Source organism: Pseudomonas sp. MT3, from assembly GCF_054720805.1.
Genome location: NZ_JBTVPY010000004.1, coordinates 1 through 15,782, shown reverse-complemented (window position 1 = coordinate 15,782; position 15,782 = coordinate 1). Strand labels below are relative to the sequence as shown.

The 15,782-nt window shown below is 65.3% G+C and carries 14 protein-coding genes; all 14 read right to left on the bottom strand.

Annotation, left to right across the window (positions count from 1 at the left end; all coding sequences use genetic code 11):
• Window positions 1-97: 97 nt before the first annotated feature.
• Window positions 98-1,102: a low-specificity L-threonine aldolase gene (ltaE, locus tag ACYCAX_RS05195; protein ID WP_294977953.1), complete on the bottom strand. Its 1,005-nt coding sequence runs from the start codon at window positions 1,100-1,102 to the stop codon at window positions 98-100.
• A gap of 174 nt (window positions 1,103-1,276) precedes the next feature.
• Window positions 1,277-2,275, bottom strand: a complete 999-nt coding sequence (gene astE / locus ACYCAX_RS05190) for a succinylglutamate desuccinylase (RefSeq protein ID WP_015476471.1) — start codon at window positions 2,273-2,275, stop codon at window positions 1,277-1,279.
• 50 nt (window positions 2,276-2,325) lie between these two features.
• Window positions 2,326-2,607 (bottom strand): hypothetical protein, encoded by a 282-nt coding sequence (locus tag ACYCAX_RS05185; RefSeq protein WP_015476470.1) that lies wholly within the window; start codon window positions 2,605-2,607, stop codon window positions 2,326-2,328.
• Between the two features lie 151 nt (window positions 2,608-2,758).
• On the bottom strand, window positions 2,759-4,105 hold the full coding sequence (gene astB / locus ACYCAX_RS05180) for an N-succinylarginine dihydrolase (protein WP_460247529.1): 1,347 nt from the start codon (window positions 4,103-4,105) through the stop codon (window positions 2,759-2,761).
• A complete protein-coding gene (gene astD, locus ACYCAX_RS05175) occupies window positions 4,105-5,571 on the bottom strand; it encodes a succinylglutamate-semialdehyde dehydrogenase (protein ID WP_294977947.1) in 1,467 nt (488 codons plus the stop codon). The genes astB and astD overlap by 1 nt, the downstream gene beginning before the upstream one ends.
• A 25-nt stretch (window positions 5,572-5,596) precedes the next feature.
• Window positions 5,597-6,616 carry an arginine N-succinyltransferase gene (astA, locus tag ACYCAX_RS05170; protein WP_460247528.1) on the bottom strand — a complete coding sequence of 340 codons (1,020 nt, stop codon included), beginning with the start codon at window positions 6,614-6,616 and terminating at the stop codon, window positions 5,597-5,599.
• Between the two features lie 11 nt (window positions 6,617-6,627).
• Window positions 6,628-7,644 carry an arginine/ornithine succinyltransferase subunit alpha gene (aruF, locus tag ACYCAX_RS05165; protein ID WP_015476466.1) on the bottom strand — a complete coding sequence of 339 codons (1,017 nt, stop codon included), beginning with the start codon at window positions 7,642-7,644 and terminating at the stop codon, window positions 6,628-6,630.
• 155 nt (window positions 7,645-7,799) lie between these two features.
• Entirely contained in the window at window positions 7,800-9,020 is a 1,221-nt protein-coding gene (locus ACYCAX_RS05160; protein WP_460247527.1) for an aspartate aminotransferase family protein, read from the bottom strand.
• 342 nt (window positions 9,021-9,362) lie between these two features.
• The gene (argR, locus tag ACYCAX_RS05155; protein WP_015476464.1) at window positions 9,363-10,346 is read right to left on the bottom strand and encodes a transcriptional regulator ArgR; all 984 of its coding nucleotides are present in this window, start codon (window positions 10,344-10,346) and stop codon (window positions 9,363-9,365) included.
• Between the two features lie 34 nt (window positions 10,347-10,380).
• Window positions 10,381-11,145 (bottom strand): arginine/ornithine transport ATP-binding protein AotP, encoded by a 765-nt coding sequence (gene aotP, locus ACYCAX_RS05150; RefSeq protein WP_015476463.1) that lies wholly within the window; start codon window positions 11,143-11,145, stop codon window positions 10,381-10,383.
• A gap of 17 nt (window positions 11,146-11,162) precedes the next feature.
• Window positions 11,163-12,275, bottom strand: a complete 1,113-nt coding sequence (locus ACYCAX_RS05145) for a succinylglutamate desuccinylase/aspartoacylase family protein (protein WP_294977936.1) — start codon at window positions 12,273-12,275, stop codon at window positions 11,163-11,165.
• Window positions 12,276-12,285: 10 nt separating this feature from the next.
• Window positions 12,286-12,984 (bottom strand): ABC transporter permease, encoded by a 699-nt coding sequence (locus tag ACYCAX_RS05140; RefSeq protein WP_015476461.1) that lies wholly within the window; start codon window positions 12,982-12,984, stop codon window positions 12,286-12,288.
• 16 nt (window positions 12,985-13,000) lie between these two features.
• Window positions 13,001-13,690 (bottom strand): ABC transporter permease, encoded by a 690-nt coding sequence (locus ACYCAX_RS05135; protein ID WP_015476460.1) that lies wholly within the window; start codon window positions 13,688-13,690, stop codon window positions 13,001-13,003.
• A 140-nt stretch (window positions 13,691-13,830) separates the two neighbouring features.
• Window positions 13,831-14,610: an ABC transporter substrate-binding protein gene (locus tag ACYCAX_RS05130; RefSeq protein WP_015476459.1), complete on the bottom strand. Its 780-nt coding sequence runs from the start codon at window positions 14,608-14,610 to the stop codon at window positions 13,831-13,833.
• Between the last annotated feature and the right edge of the window lie 1,172 nt (window positions 14,611-15,782).

Below are 15,782 nucleotides of genomic sequence, written 5' to 3'. Positions count from 1 at the left end.
CCACGAATCGCCGGCAAAGGGCCGCATTATATCGGCCCCGCATCAAGGTTGTAGTGTCTTTGCGCGATAGTTAACCCCTATCGCGCAATAATTTCTGTCAGGAACGACGAAAGGCGGCAAAAGCTTCGACGATACGCGGGATATCGGCGTTTTTCACATCCAGGTGGGTGACCAGGCGCAGGCGCGCCGCCGGGCTGACGCGGATGCCCTGCTTGGCAAGGTGCTCGCCCAGGGCACCGGCCTGCTCGCCGATGCCAACGTAGACCATGTTGCTCTGCACCGGCTCGATGGCGTAGCCCAGTTCGGCCAGGCCACGGCCCAGCGCTTCGGCGTTGGCGTGGTCCTCGGCCAGGCGCTCGACCTGATGGTCCAACGCATACAGCGCCGCCGCCGCGAGGCCACCGGCCTGACGCATGCCGCCGCCGACCATCTTGCGCAGGCGACGCGCACGGCCGATCAGCTCGGCATCGCCGCAGAGCACCGACCCTACCGGCGCGCCAAGGCCCTTGGACAGGCACACCGAGACGGAGTCGAAGTGGCGAGTAATCTCGCGGGCGTCCACGCCCAGCTTCACCGCCGCGTTGTACAGGCGCGCGCCGTCCAGGTGCAGCGCCAGGCCACGACGGCGGGTCATCTCCCGCGCGGCAGCCAGGTAGGTCAGCGGCAGGACCTTGCCCTGCATGGTGTTTTCCAGCGCCAGCAGGCGGGTGCGGGCGAAGTGGAAATCGTCCTGCTTGATCGCCGCCTCGACCTTGGCCAGGTCCAGCGAGCCGTCGGCTTCACCCTCGATGGGCTGCGGCTGGATCGAGCCCAGGACCGCGGCGCCGCCGCCTTCATATTTATAGGTGTGCGCCTGCTGGCCGACGATGTACTCGTCGCCCCGGCCGCAGTGGGCCATCAGGCCGAGCAGGTTGCTCATGGTGCCGGTGGGCACGAACAGCGCGGCGGCGAAGCCCAGGCGCTCGGCGAGGGTCGCTTCCAGGCGGTTCACCGTCGGGTCTTCGCCGTAGACGTCATCGCCCAGTTCGGCCCGCGCCATCGCCTCGCGCATGCCGGTGGTGGGCAAGGTCACGGTGTCGCTGCGAAGGTCGATGATGGACATGGCAAGGCTCCTCGGGCATCAGGCGGAAAGCGCCGATGCTAAGCGCTCACCAGAGGAGGAACAAGGGTTGAGTGCGCAGGGTCGAGGGGACGACCAGTTCTTGCTCGCGAACCCATTTTCCCGGCGACTTCGGCGTCGGGCGGTTCGCGAGCAAGCTCGCTCCTACAAACGCCGTCAAAGCTCGGTGGGGACGACCAGGATTCCGGCGCGCAAGCCGTTCTTCACCCGCGGGTTGGGGAAGATGATTCGTGCGCCCTGCTCTTCCACGATCCAGCGGGTGCCGCCGATGTCCTCGGCGAGCAGGTAGCCCTGGTCCAGTTCGGTGAAGTTATCCACCGCGTCGTCCAGGTGCAGGCGAAAATGGTCGCTGTGCTTGATCACTTCGCGGGATACGGCGAACAGCTTCAGGCCATCGAGTGGCGCCCCATCGACGACGGCGGCGTCGCCACGGATCAGGCTCTGCAGCATGGCTTCCAGACGATCGAGGTTGACCACCTGGTTCTGTCCGAACGGCCGCGCCTTGCCCAGTTCCAGGGTAAAGGCTTCGGCGTCGAGGCGACTGTAGGTGTAAGCACTGAAGGTAATGCCCGGCTTGTTCTGCAGCAGTACCGCATCGATGCCGGCACTGCGCAGGCGCGCCAGTTCATCGCGGGAGTGCTGGCGACCCTCGCTCCAGGGATAAAGGGCAAACTGTTCGATCTTCGACCCACGGATGGCGGTATGCAGGTCGTAGTGCAGGCGGGTACGCCCGGCACGGGCGAAGAAGGCGGCAGCCAGACGCTCCAGTTCGGCGGCGCGCAAGGCTTCGTTGCCGCTGCCCTCCTCGTGACGACCGCAGAACAGGCGGTTGATATCCTGCTCCAGGTAGCGCTCGCCGCGACGCATGGCCTCGGGGTTGCCCAGCAGGATCAGGGTGCGCGCCGCAGGCTTGAGCTCGCCACGGGCAATGCGCTGCACCAGACGGTCGAGCAGTTCGATGGGCGCGGTCTCGTTACCGTGGATGCCCGCCGAGAGCAGCAGGTCGCGACCCTGGTCGCGGGTGGTCGAAGGGGTGATTTCCAGCGCGCCTTCCGCCAGCCAGTGCAGGCGGGTGCCATCCGCGGTGAGCTGGATCTTTTCCGTCGGCTCACGGCCGGCGAGGGTCAGTTCGAGCAGTTTGCCCAGGGCTAGCATGCGGACGCCTCCATCATTCCCCGCGGCCGGAGCGGCCGCGGGCTCCGCGATCAGTGGTGGTGGTCACATCCACAGTCTGGACCATGTTCGTGGACTTCGGCGGCTTCCAGTTCAAGGCTCAGGCCCAACTGGTTCACCGCCTGCGGACGCACCACCAGCAGCGGGATCTCGGCGTCGTCCTCATGGGAGTCGGCGTAGATCGTAAGGCCGCCCTTGCCATCGGCCTCCAGCCACAGCTCGCGCCCTTCCAGGCGGATGGCCAGGCGCGCGGTGTGGGTCTCGCGGCGCTCGCCCTGGTTGTCTTCGAGAATCAGCGGGAGGCTTTCGGTCATGTCAGTCACCTGACCCGTTCAATGCCTCGCCGAGCGCAGCTCAGGCGAGGCAAGAACAGGCGAAAGAGCGCAGTTTACGCGCTGTAAATGAGCATCTTGAGCCTGTTTTTAACGCTGCATGAGCAAGCGCAGGCAGGCAGTGAACGGGTCATCAGATCTGCTGGAACGGATAAACCGAGCCCAGTTTAAGGATCTGGCTCAATTCATCCAACGCCGTCCGGCACTCAACGAGCAATTGCGGGTCGGCCAGGTCGGCTTCGGCCAGGCGATCGCGGTAGTGCTTGTCGACCCAGGTGACCAGGGTGTCGTGCAGGGTCGGGGTCATGATCACGCCTGGATTCACCGCTGCCAGCTCGGCGTCATTGAGCGCCACGCGCAGTCGCAGGCAGGCCGGGCCACCACCGTTCTGCATGCTCTGCTTGAGGTCGAACACCTTCACCTCGCGGATCGGCCCGTCCTCGGCGGTCAGGCGCGAAAGGTATTGCCACACGCGCTCGTTCTTGCGGCACTCCTCCGGGACGATCAGCAGCATGTTGCCGTCGGCACGGGTGAGCAGTTGGCTGTTGAACAGGTAGGACTTCACCGCGTCCTCGACCGTGACCTGGTCGCTCGGCACACACACGGCGCGGAAGCGACCGCCACGGCGGCCCAGCTTGTCGTGCAGCTCGGCGAGCACGCGCTCGGTGTCGAGGAAGGCGTCTTCGTGGTGGAACAGCACTTCGCCGTTACCGACCGCGATCACATCGTTGTGGAACACGCCCTGGTCGATTACCGCCGGGTTCTGCTGGGCGTAGACCACGCCGTCGTCACTCAGGCCGTGCAGGCGGGCGACCGCCTGGCAGGCTTCCAGGGTCTGCCGCGCCGGGTAGCGCTGCGGTGCCGGGAAGCGGCTGTCGAAGGCGCTGCGACCGAACACGAAGAACTCGACGCCGGCTTCGCCATAGGACTTGCAGAAGCGCGTGTGGTTGGCCGCGCCCTCGTCGCCGAACTGGGCGACTGCCGGCAGGGCGGCGTGGTGGGCGAAGTGCTGCTCGTCATTGAACATCGCCGCGAGGATGCGGCTGGTCTGCGGATGCTCGATGGAACGGTGGAACTTGCAGTTCAGGTTGGCGGCGGTGAAGTGCACGCGGCCATCGGCAGTGTCGGCACCGGGGCTGACAGTGGCGGCGTTGGCGGTCCACATGCAGGATGCAGAGCTGACGGCGGCGAGCAGCGGCATGGCTTCTTTCGCCGCCCTGGCGATCACTTCGGCGTCGGTTCCGGAGAAGCCCAGGGCCCGCAGCGAGGCAACGGCCGGACGCTCCTGCGGGGCGAACACGCCCTGCTTGAAGCCCATTTCCATCAGCGCCTTCATCTTCGACAGGCCCTGCTTTGCCGCTTCGCGCGGGTTGGAGGCCGCCTGGCTGTTGCTCTGCGAAGCCACGTTGCCGTAGGACAGGCCGCCGTAGTTGTGCGTCGGCCCGACCAGACCGTCGAAGTTCATTTCATAGGCGGTCATCACAGGCTCACTCCCGGAGTCAGGGTTGCAGGCAGGCTCAGGCTGTCGCTTTCCAGCGAGGCGACCGGGTACGCGCAGTAGTCGGCTGCGTAGTAGGCGCTCGGGCGGTGGTTGCCGGAGGCGCCGATGCCGCCGAACGGCGCGCTACTGGCGGCGCCGGTCAGTTGCTTGTTCCAGTTGACGATGCCGGCGCGGCTCTCGATGAGGAAGTCCTCAAAGCGCTCGCGGGAGTCCGACAGCAGGCCGGCGGCGAGGCCGTACTGGGTGGCATTGGCTTCACGCACGGCGGCGTCGAAGCTTGAGTAACGAATCACCTGCAGCAGCGGGCCGAAGAACTCTTCGTCCGGGCGCTCGCTGACGGCGCTCACGTCGAGGATGCCGGGGGTCAGCAGCGCGGCGGTGGCCAGCGGCTGGGTCATCGCCAGCAGCGGCTTGGCGCCCTTGGCCAGCAATTGTTCCTGGGCCTTGATCAGGTGCTGCGCGGCGGCCAGCGAGATCACCGAGCCCATGAAGGGCGCCGGTTGTTCATCGAAGGCACCGACCTTGATGGTCGCGGCCACGGCCACCAGGCGCTCGATCAGCGTGTCGCCCCAGGCGCCCTGCGGCACCAGCAGGCGGCGGGCGCAGGTGCAGCGCTGGCCGGCGGAAATGAAGGCGGACTGGATGATGGTGTAGACGGCGGCGTCCAGGTCCTTCACCTCGTCGACGATCAGCGGGTTGTTGCCCCCCATCTCCAGCGCCAGGATCTTCTGCGGGCGGCCGCCGAACTGGCTGTGCAGCAGATTGCCGGTGCGGCTGGAGCCGGTGAAGAACAGGCCATCGATATCGTCGTTGCCAGCCAATGCCACGCCAGTATCGCGGGCGCCCTGCACCAGGTTGATCACACCGGCGGGGATGCCGGCTTCTATCCAGGCCTGCAGGGTCAGTTCGGCGACCTTCGGGGTCAGCTCGCTGGGCTTGAACACCACGGCATTGCCCGCCAGCAGGGCCGGCACGATGTGGCCGTTGGGCAGGTGGCCGGGGAAGTTGTACGGGCCGAACACCGCGACCACGCCGTGGGGCTTGTGGCGCAGCACGGCAGTGGCGTCGGCCAGGGGCCCGCTCTTCTCGCCGGTGCGTTCACGCAAAGCCTGGACCGAGATGGCGATCTTGTTGACCATGCTGGTCACTTCGGTGGCAGCTTCCCACAGCGGCTTGCCGGTTTCCTCGCCAATGGCACGGGCCAGCTCCTCGGAACGGCCCTTGAGGGCAGCGGCGAAGCGCTCCAGCACGGCGATGCGCTCTTCCAGCGGGCGGCGCGCCCAGGCCGGGAAGGCGCTGCGCGCGGCGGCGACGGCGGCGGCGACCTGCGCGGCCGAGGCGGCGTGACCGCTCCAGACCACGGTCTGGCTAACCGGGCAGAGGGATTCCAGCAGCTCGCCTTCGCCCGCCAGCCACTGGCCGGCAATGTAGTGGGTATTCATCATCAGGCTCCCCTGACGCCTCGCGGCGTCAGTTGCGTTTTCCGGAGAGGGGCACCGCGCGGACCGAAGCCCCGGCGGACAGGCGCAGGCGCTTGGCGGTCTGCGCATCGACCACCAGCGAGCCGGCGGCCACGCGCGCCGGCGCCGCGGTGATGCGGCACTCCTCGCGCTTGCGGTTGTGGACCAGGTAGGGCTCGGCGTCGTCGCCCGGTGTGCCAATGGCCAACACCAGGTTCTGGCTGTCGGCGATGGCACGGATCTTCTCGGTCGGCGCCTCGATGGCGGGGCCGGCGTCGAAGATGTCGACGTACCCCTGGTAACTGAAGCCCTCGGCCTTGAGCATGGCCAGCGCCGGTTCGGTGTGTGGGTGCACGCGGCCGATCACCTCCCGCGCATCCTCGGAGAGGAAGCAGGTGTAGAGCGGGAACTTGGGCATCAGCTCGGCGATGAAGGACTTGTTGCCCACGCCGGTCAGGTAGTCGGCCTGGCTGAACTCCATCTTGAAGAAGTGCCGGCCCAGGCTTTCCCAGAACGGCGAGCGACCGTCCTCGTCGGACATGCCGCGCATTTCGGCGATCACCTTGTCGCCGAACAGCTCGCGGAATTCGGCGATGAACAGGAAGCGCGCCTTGGACAGCAACCGGCCGTTCAGGCCCGCGCGGTGGTCGGCATGCAGGAACAGCGAGCACAGCTCGGACTGCCCGGTGAGGTCGTTGGCCAGGAACAGCGTGGGAATCTCGCGGTGGATACCCAGTTCCTGGGAGGCGCTGACGGTCAGGCCGACGCGGTAGTTGTACCAGGGCTCGCGCAGGCCGACCGCGCCGGCCACGGCGGAAATCCCCACCACCTTGCCATCGTCGTTCTCGAGGACGAACAGGTAGTCGGCATCGGCGCGCTCGGCCTCGCCACGGAAGGCCTTCTCGGCCCAGCTCACGCGGTGCTGCAGGCGCTGCTCGTTGGCCGGCAGCGTGGTCAGGCCGGTGCCGGTGCTGCGCGCCAGGTCGAACAGGGCCGGAAGGTCGGCACTGGTTACGGGACGGACGATCATGCTCTCTCCCCTCAGATCGCGACCAGGCGCACGCTGGCGCCCTCGCCGATACCCAGGGCGTCGGCGGTTTCCTGGTTCAGGGTCACCGGCTTGCCGGGTGCCCAGTCGAGTTCGGTGACGATGGCGCGGAAGTCCTGCAACTGGCCGTTGGTGACCAGATAACCACGGTTGCCCTTGCCGCTCGCGCCGATACGCACCGGTACCTGCCGGCTCTGGGCGATGGAGCGGATGCTGGAGGTGGGCGCGTGCAGGGTCGGGCCGCCGTCGAAGATGTCGACGTAGTTGTCGGACTCGAAGCCATCGCGCATCAGGATGTCGAAGGTGATCTGCGCACGCGGGTGCACCTGGCCCATAGACTCCTGCGCCTCGTCCGGCAGCAGCGGTACGTAGATCGGGTAATGCGGCATCAGTTCGGCGAGGAAGGTCCGGCTCTTCAGACCCGAGAGCTTCTCGGCCGCGGAGTAGTCGAGGTCGAAGAAGTTGCGCCCGATGGCGTTCCAGAACGGCGACTGGCCCTGGTCGTCGCTGTAGCCGACGATCTCCACCACCACCGCATCGGCGAAGCGTTCCGGATGGCTGGCCATGAACAGCAGGCGGCCACGGGAGTTGAGCTCGGCGATGGGTGTGTTCACCAGGTCGCGCTCGACGTAGAAACTGGTCAGCAGGCTGTTGCCGGTGAGGTCGTGGCACAGCGAGAGGACGTGGATCTTGTTGTGGATCGAAAGCGACCGGGAAGCGTGCACGAAGGTCTCGTTGCGGAAGCTGTAGAACGGCTCGGAGAAACCGGCCGACGCAACGATCGCCGAGCAGCCGACCAGGCGGCCGCTGACGCTGTCTTCCAGCACGAAGAAATAGCTCTCTTCACCGTTGAAGCTCACTTCGGCGGCGAACGAGGCCTCCGAGGCGAGGATCTTTTCCCGCAGGCGTTCCGCGTCGTCCGGCAGCGACGTGACGCCGACCGGGCTGTCCGCGGCAAGACGCTGCACCTGCTGCAGGTCGGCCACTTGGGCGGGGCGCATCACCAACATGGCGTCACTCCTCTAACCAGACAAAAGTTTCATGATTCGTGGGCGCGACACGACTCGTGCCGCACTCACCAGGGCATTTTCGAAAACCGGCCGGGGTATCCCGGCCGGTGGGGCGGCGAAATCGCTCCGCCGCCGATTCAGCTTAGCCGCAGGCGTCAGCCGCGGGTCAGCTTGGCGATGGCGCGCTCGAGGCGATCCAGACCTTCGTCGATGTCCGCGTCAGGGATCACCAGGCTGGGCGCGAAGCGCACCACGTCCGGGCCGGCCTGCAGGACCATCACGGCCTCTTTCTCGGCAGCGTTCAGCACATCCTTGGCCTTGCCTTTCCAGGCATCGGCCAGTACGGCGCCGATCAGCATGCCCATGCCGCGCACCTGGGTGAAGATGCCGTACTCGGCGGCAATCTTCTCCAGGCGGACCTTGAAGCGCTCATGCTTGGCTTTCACGCCTTCGAGCACTTCCGGGGTGTTGATCACGTCGAAGGCCGCGCCGGCGACGGCGCAGGCCAGCGGGTTACCGCCGTAGGTGGTGCCGTGGGTGCCGACGACCAGGTGCTCGGCGATCTTCGCGGTGGTCAGCATGGCGCCGATCGGGAAGCCGCCGCCCAGGCCCTTGGCACTGGAAAGGATGTCCGGGTTCACGCCGTAGTACTGGTGGGCGTAGAGGTAGCCGATACGGCCGAAGCCGCTCTGCACTTCGTCGAAGATCAGCAGCGCGTTGTTCTCGTCGCACAGCTTGCGCACGCCTTCCAGGTAGGCCTGGTCGGCCGGCAGCACGCCACTCTCGCCCTGCACCGGTTCGAGGATCACGGCGCAGGTCTTGTCGGAAATGGCCGCCTTCAGGGCTTCCAGGTCGTTGAACGGAATGTGGGTGATACCTTCGATCTTCGGGCCGAAACCATCGGAATACTTGGCCTGGCCACCGACATTGACGGTGAACAGGGTACGGCCGTGGAAGCTGTTGACCATCGAGATGATCTCGTACTTCTCGGGGCCGTAGACATCGTGGGCATAGCGGCGCGCCAGCTTCAACGCGGCCTCGTTGGCCTCGGCGCCGGAGTTGGCGAAGAACGCGCGCTCGGCGAAGGTGGCGTCGATCAGCTTCTTGGCCAGGCGCAGGGCCGGCTCGTTGGTGAACACGTTGGAGACGTGCCAGATCTTGCCGGCCTGCTCGGTCAGCGCCTGCATCAGCGCCGGGTGCGCATGCCCCAGGGAGTTCACTGCGATGCCGCCGGCGAAGTCGATCAGCTCTCGGCCGTTCTGGTCCCAGACTCGCGAGCCCTCGCCACGCACCGGAATGAAGGCAGCCGGCGAGTAGTTGGGAACCATGACCTGGTCGAAGTCGGAGCGTTGGACCTGAGCTTGCGGAGCAGACATCGGTGTTCTCCTGCCTGGTTGAGGCGGCTATCGATGGAAGGATTGTAGGGACGATTGTCGGGTCGGCATTGTCGCCATGCGACAACTTGTTATAGCGCCAACCCACGGATTGCCGAGCTTTACGGAAATGCGACAGAAAGCGTCGGGAAGGCGCAGTGTACGGCCTGCGGGCTGCTGCGGGTACACGCGGGCGTGGAATTTGTTCGCGTTGCGAACGAGGGGAAAAGGAATAAGGCAGGAAGAGGATTCGCTGTAGGAGCGAGCTTGCTCGCGAACCGCACTACACCGATACATCCGGCCAGATGGTTCGCGAGCAAGCTCGCTCCTACGAAGAGCAGTGACTCAGCCGCGCTCGGCTGCAACCGGAGCGGCTTCGGTGGCGCCCTGGCCGCGACGCTGGTTGCGGTCTTCGCGCGGGGTCACGCCGAAGAAGTTGCGGTAGGCGCTGGAGAAGTGCGGGCCGCTGGAGAAGCCGCAGGACAGGCCGATCTGGATGATCGATTTGCTGGTCTGCATCAGCATCTGCCGCGCGCGGTTCAGGCGCAGCTCCAGGTAGTACTGGCTGGGCACGCGGGTCAGGTACTGCTTGAAGATGCGTTCCAACTGGCGGCGCGAGACGCACACGTGCTGGGCGATCTCGTCGGTGGTCAGCGGCTCCTCGATGTTCGCCTCCATCAGCAGCACCGCCTGGGTGAGCTTCGGGTGGCTGGAGCCGAGGCGGTTCTTCAGCGGGATGCGCTGGCGCTCGGAGCCTTCGCGGATACGCTCCACCACCAGTTCTTCGGAGACCGCGCCAGCCAGTTCCGCGCCGTGGTCGCGGGAGAGCACGGCCAGCAACAGGTCGAGCACGGCCATGCCACCGCAGGCGCTGAGGCGGTCGCGATCCCATTCGAACAGATGGTTGGTGGCGATGACCTTGGGGTGACGCTCGGTGAAGTCGTCGTGCCAGCGCCAGTGCACGGCGGCGCGGTAGCCGTCGAGCAGGCCCAACTGCGCCAGCGGGTAGATGCCGGCGGACAGCGCGCCGATGCTCACGCCGCTGCGCGAAAGTTGCTTGAGCGCGGCAGCCAGCGGCGCGGAGACCGGCTGGGGAATCTCGTCGGCCACCAGGAAGATGCGCTGGCACTGCTCCAGCACGCCGTTCCAGGACTGCCCCGGCAGACGCCAGCCATCAGCCTCGGCGACCGCTTCGGCGCTCATGAACACCGGTTCGTAGAGTGCTTCGGGGTGCAGCCGGCGGGCGACCCGCAGGGCCTCCTCGGCCAGCGCCAGGGTCAACGCCCGCGTATGCGGCCAGAGGAGGAATCCGATGCGTTGTGCGGTCATGCGGCTAGATCACCAGGCGACGATGACAGACAGCTTACTTCAAGCTGCCGGAAAGGAACTGCTTGAGGCGTTCCGATTGCGGATTGGCCAGGACTTCCTTCGGACAGCCCGCCTCTTCCACCAGCCCCTTGTGCAGGAACACCAACTGGTTGGATACCTCGCGGGCAAAGCCCATCTCGTGGGTCACCACCACCATGGTGCGGCCTTCCTGGGCCAGGTCCTGCATCACCCGCAGGACTTCGCCGACCAGCTCCGGGTCGAGCGCCGAGGTCGGCTCGTCGAACAGCATGACTTCCGGCTCGACCGCCAGGGCACGGGCGATGGCCACGCGCTGCTGCTCGCCGCCGGACATGTGGGCCGGGTAGGCATCCTTGCGGTGCGCCACGCCGACTTTCGCCAGGTAGTGCTCGGCCTTTTCCAGCGCTTCCTTCTTCGACACGCCCAGTACGTGGACCGGCGCCTCGATGACGTTCTCCAGGGCGCTCATGTGCGACCACAGGTTGAAGTGCTGGAACACCATCGACAGGCGCGAGCGCATGCGCTGCAACTGCTTGGCGTCGGCGGCCTTGAGCGCGCCGTCCTTGTTCGGCACGAGCTTGAGCTCTTCGCCGTTGAGCAGGATCTTGCCCGCATGGGGCTGCTCGAGCAGGTTGATGCAACGCAGGAAGGTGCTCTTGCCCGAGCCGGAGGAGCCGATGATGCTGATCACGTCGCCCGCCTTCGCCGCCAGGGAGACGCCCTTGAGCACCTCGTGGGTGCCGTAGCGCTTGTGCAGGTCCTGGATTTCCAGTTTGTACATGGTGTCGGTTCTCGAATTCAGTCGTTGATCAGCCGGCCCTTGCGGAACGGCTCACGCCCGGCCACCTTGGCCAGCCAAAGCCCCGGCTGGGCGTAGCGCCCACGCTCGATGGCGAACAGCACGCCGGAAGTCCCGGCGCGAACGGTGCTGACCTGGTCGTTCAGCGGGTCGACCACTTCGAACAGTGCGTCGCCCTTCTCCACCCACTCCCCCGCCTTGCGCAGGAAACTCACCACGCCAACGTGGGGTGCGTAGAGATATTCGGTGCCTTCGAAGGGCATGCCTTCGCAGCATTCGGCCGGTGCCGCCGGCCAGTCGCCGGCGATCAGGCCCTGCTCGGCGAGAAAGCCGAGGATTGCCTCGGCATTGGCCTGCCCTTGATCGACGCGGGTATCGCCCACGCCGCCCAGCTCGACGGTCGTGGCCAGGCACGCGAGCGGAATCGCCGCCTGCGGGAAGGCCTGCGCCAGACGCAGCCAGGGCAGCGAGCAGGATTCGTCGAAGGAGCTGCCGCCGGAATCTTCGGCAAGCAGAGCGACGCCGGCTTTCAGACGCGCAGCCAGCGACTTCCAACGCGGCCAGTGCTGCGGAATCGCGTAGACGTGGATGGCAGCGTCGAAGTCGCAGTGCAGGTCGAGCACCACTTCGGCGTCGCAGGCGTGGCGCAGCAGGATGCGCTGCATGCCCTGCAGCTCGGACGAGGCCGGCGGCAGCGCGTCGAGCCCGTCACGCATGGCCTGGCGGATCAGCTCGACGTTGGCAGCTTCATCGGCGCCCAGCTGGTCGCCGACGCGCTCGGCAACCAGAGCACTCAGCTCGACGAAATCGCGGTTGAAGTTCTTCCCGCTGGCGAACTCGAAGCGTCCCAGGTGGCTGGCCTGCAGGGTCTGGCCCAGGCCGATGGGGTTAGCCACCGGCACCAGTTCGACGACGCAGTTCAGTTGCCCGCGCGATTCCAGGTCGGCCAGGCGCTGCTTGAGTTCCCAGGCGGTGCGCATGCCCGGCAGTTCGTCGGCGTGCAGGCTGGACTGGATGTAGACCTTGCGCGGGCCCTTGCCGTAGCGGAACACGCTCAAGCGGCGCTCGCTGCCCAGGCTGCTCCACGGCAACAGATGATCGATACGTTCCACAGTCGACTCCTCAGTGCTTGCGCGGCGCGAGATAGGCCAGCCAGCGGCGTTCGGCCAGCTTGAACAGGCGCACCAGGGTGAAGGTCATGATCAGGTAGAAGATGCCGGCGGTGATGAACGCTTCGAACGGCAGGTAGTACTGCGAGTACACGGTACGCGCGGCGCCGGTGATGTCCACCAGGGTCACGATGGACGCCAGGCTGGTGGTCTGCAGCATCATGATCACCTCGTTGCTGTACTGCGGCAGCGCGCGGCGCAGGGCCGAGGGCAGCAGGATGCGGCGGTACATCTTCAGGCGCGACATGCCCATCGCCTTGGCGGCCTCGATCTCGCCGTGGGGCGTGGCCTTCAGGCTGCCGGCGAGGATTTCCGCGGTGTAGGCGCTGGTATTGATGGCGAAGGCTGCGCAGGCGCAGAAGGTGGCGTTGGACAGCAGCGGCCACATTGCGCTTTCGCGAACCGCCTCGAACTGCGCCAGGCCGTAGTAGATGAGGAACAGTTGCACCAGCATCGGGGTGCCGCGGATCACGTAGGTGTACAGCCAGGCCGGCAGGTTCACCGCCGTATTCTTCGAGCAGCGCATCAGCGCCAGCGGCACGGCCGCCACGAGACCGAAGAACAGCGAGATCGCCAGCAGCTTGAGGGTCACCAACAGACCGCTGAAGTAGAGCGGCAGGCTGTCCCAGATGACGGAGAAGTCGAAAATCATAGTGGCGCTCCCGGACTCAAAGCTCAGCGACTTTCACGCCGACCGAATAGCGGCGTTCGAGCATGCGCAGCAGCAGCAGGGAGACGCTGGTGACCACCAGGTACAGCGCCGCCACGGCGAGGAAATAGGTGAAGGGTTCGCGGGTGGCGTCCGAAGCCTGCTTGGCCTTGAACATCATGTCCTGCAGGCCGACCACGGAGATCAGCGCGGTGGCCTTGACCAGCACCAGCCAGTTGTTGGTGAAGCCGGGAATGGCCAGGCGGATCATCTGCGGCACCTGGATGCGGAAGAACACCTGAAGCGGGCTCATGCCGTAGGCGAAACCGGCCTCGCCCTGCCCTTTCGGGATGGCCATGAAGGCGCCACGGAAGGTCTCGGACAGGTAGGCGCCGAAGATGAAGCCCAGGGTGCCGACACCGGAAGCGAAGGGATTGAGGTCGATGTAGTCGTCATAGCCGACCATCGGCGCGATCCAGTTCACCGCGGCCTGGCCGCCGTAGAAGATCAGCAGGATCAGCACCAGGTCCGGTACGCCGCGGATCACGGTCGCATAGAGGTCGCCACACCAGGCCAGCCACTTCACCGGCGACAGGCGGATGGCGGCACCGAGCAATCCCAGGGCGATCGCCAGAGCCATCGACAGCAACGACAGCTGAAGCGTCAGCCAGGCACCATCGACGATGGTGGCTCCGTAGCCATTGAACATAGTTTCGTACCTCTAGACCGAAAGCGGCTCGCAATCACACGGACGCTGCTGGGCGATCACCCGACGCCGGATCGCCCCCAATAAAAAAGTGGCACAAACTTCAGGTTCAAGCCTGGGTCTGTGCCACTTCCGGACGTGGATCAGTTCTCGCCGTAGACGTCGAACTTGAAGTACTTGTCCTGTACTTCCTTGTACTTGCCGTTGGCACGGATGCCGGCGATGGCCGTGTTGAATTTCTCGGCCAGGGCGGTATCGCCCTTGCGCACGGCGATGCCGGCGCCGCCACCGAAGTACTTCGGATCGTTGTATTCCGGACCTACGAAGGCGTAGCCCTTGCCAGCGTCGGTTTTCAGGAAGCCATCGTCGAGGTTGACCGAGTCGGCCATGGTCGCGTCGATGCGGCCGGAGACCAGGTCCATGTTGGCTTCGTTCTGCGAGTTGTAGCGCACGACCTCGATGCCGGCCGGGGCCAGGACGTCGGTGGCGTAGCGGTCATGGGTGGAAGCGCGCAGCACACCAACCTTCTTGCCCTTGAGGTCGACCAGCGGATCGTTCAGGGTCACACCCTGCTTCATCACGAAGCGCGCGGGGGTGTGGTAGTACTTGTTGGTGAAGTCGACGGACTTCTTGCGCTCGTCGGTGATGGTCATGGACGAGAGGATGGCGTCGATCTTGCGGACCTTCAGCGCCGGGATCAGGCCGTCGAATTCCTGCTCGACCCAGGTGCACTTGACCTTCATCTCTTCGCACAGGGCGTTGCCGATATCCACGTCGAAACCGGCGAGCTTGCCGTCGGGAGTCTTGAAGGAGAACGGCGGATAGCCGGCTTCGATGCCGATGCGAACCGGCTTGTCGTCAGCGTGGGCAACCAGGGAAAGCGCGGACAGGGCCAGCGCACCGAGAAGTGCAAACTTCTTCATCAGTAACTCCTTCGAGGGTAGGACTTCGATTGGCAGGAGAAAGGGGTTGTCCCAGGCTGCCCGTGCAGAAGTGAAGGTTGTTGTTTTCTGCGCATTGCCGGCGTCTTTCTCGTGGAAAAGCACGCCTACCGGGGTGAGCGGCATTCTAGCGACAGCCCCTGAGCGGTTATTTCTTCAATGCGACAAGTAATTATAGAAGCGCCGGAGAGAGGGCCCCAGCGGCTTGACGGCGAGGAGTTTACGTGATCCGAAAGCGGATAGTAAAACCCAATTTACCTGCAGTAATTGGGCCACAAATACCGAACCCCAGACACCTTGTGGGGTGCGCGATATCGACCCACTCCTGACAGACAAGAAAGACGCACCGAAACTGTGCAAATTGTTTCCTGGCGCCTCATTTTGTCGCAGGAAAATGTTACCGGTGGGTGAGTAGCACACCGTAGGAAGGGCGGGGGCGCCTGGCCCATGCCCACGATCCGCCGGCAAGGCCGGCACCTGCTTCGGCTTCGGTGTTACAGGCCTGCGGCTTCGGATCCGGTGTTTTTGCGCCGCTGCGGCTTGCGCGTGGACTCCATGTTTCGCCCCCTCGGGCGAGTTACCTTTCCAAACGACGGAAGGCCGCCCCCAAAAAGTAACCAAAAAGCTCGCCCCTGCCATCCGGCTTTTCGCTTCGCGAAAAGTACCCTCGGCTCTTCGGCCTCCTGAAAGGGGCACTCGGCGTGCGCGGATATTTCGCTGGAAGACATCAAAAAACAAAGCTCGAGACAGAGCAGCGCGGCATGGCTTTTCGCAGGAGCAACTGTCTTCTTCCGGGATAACCCCTGCCCATGCTTTCCCCTCACCCCAGCCCTCGACTTTGGCATCCTGCCTCGCTCTACCTCCTGCATCCATGCAGTGCGTAGGGCGCATAACCCGGCACGGGTTATGCGCCCTACGGTCTGTTCGCGAGCAAGCTCGCTCCTACACAGCCCAGCCCATACTCCGGTACGCTTTTCGTAGGAGCGAGCTTGCTCGCGAACCGCATCCTGCCGGCGCGAGGATCGATGGGTATCGCTGCGCTCCACGCCATCCTACGTTTGTTCTTCGTGAGGATTTCGGCGCGGACCGCCGTCCGGCATAAAAACACAGTGTCTAGTCCTGAAATAGGTTTACACCTCTGAGGGTTGGCACCA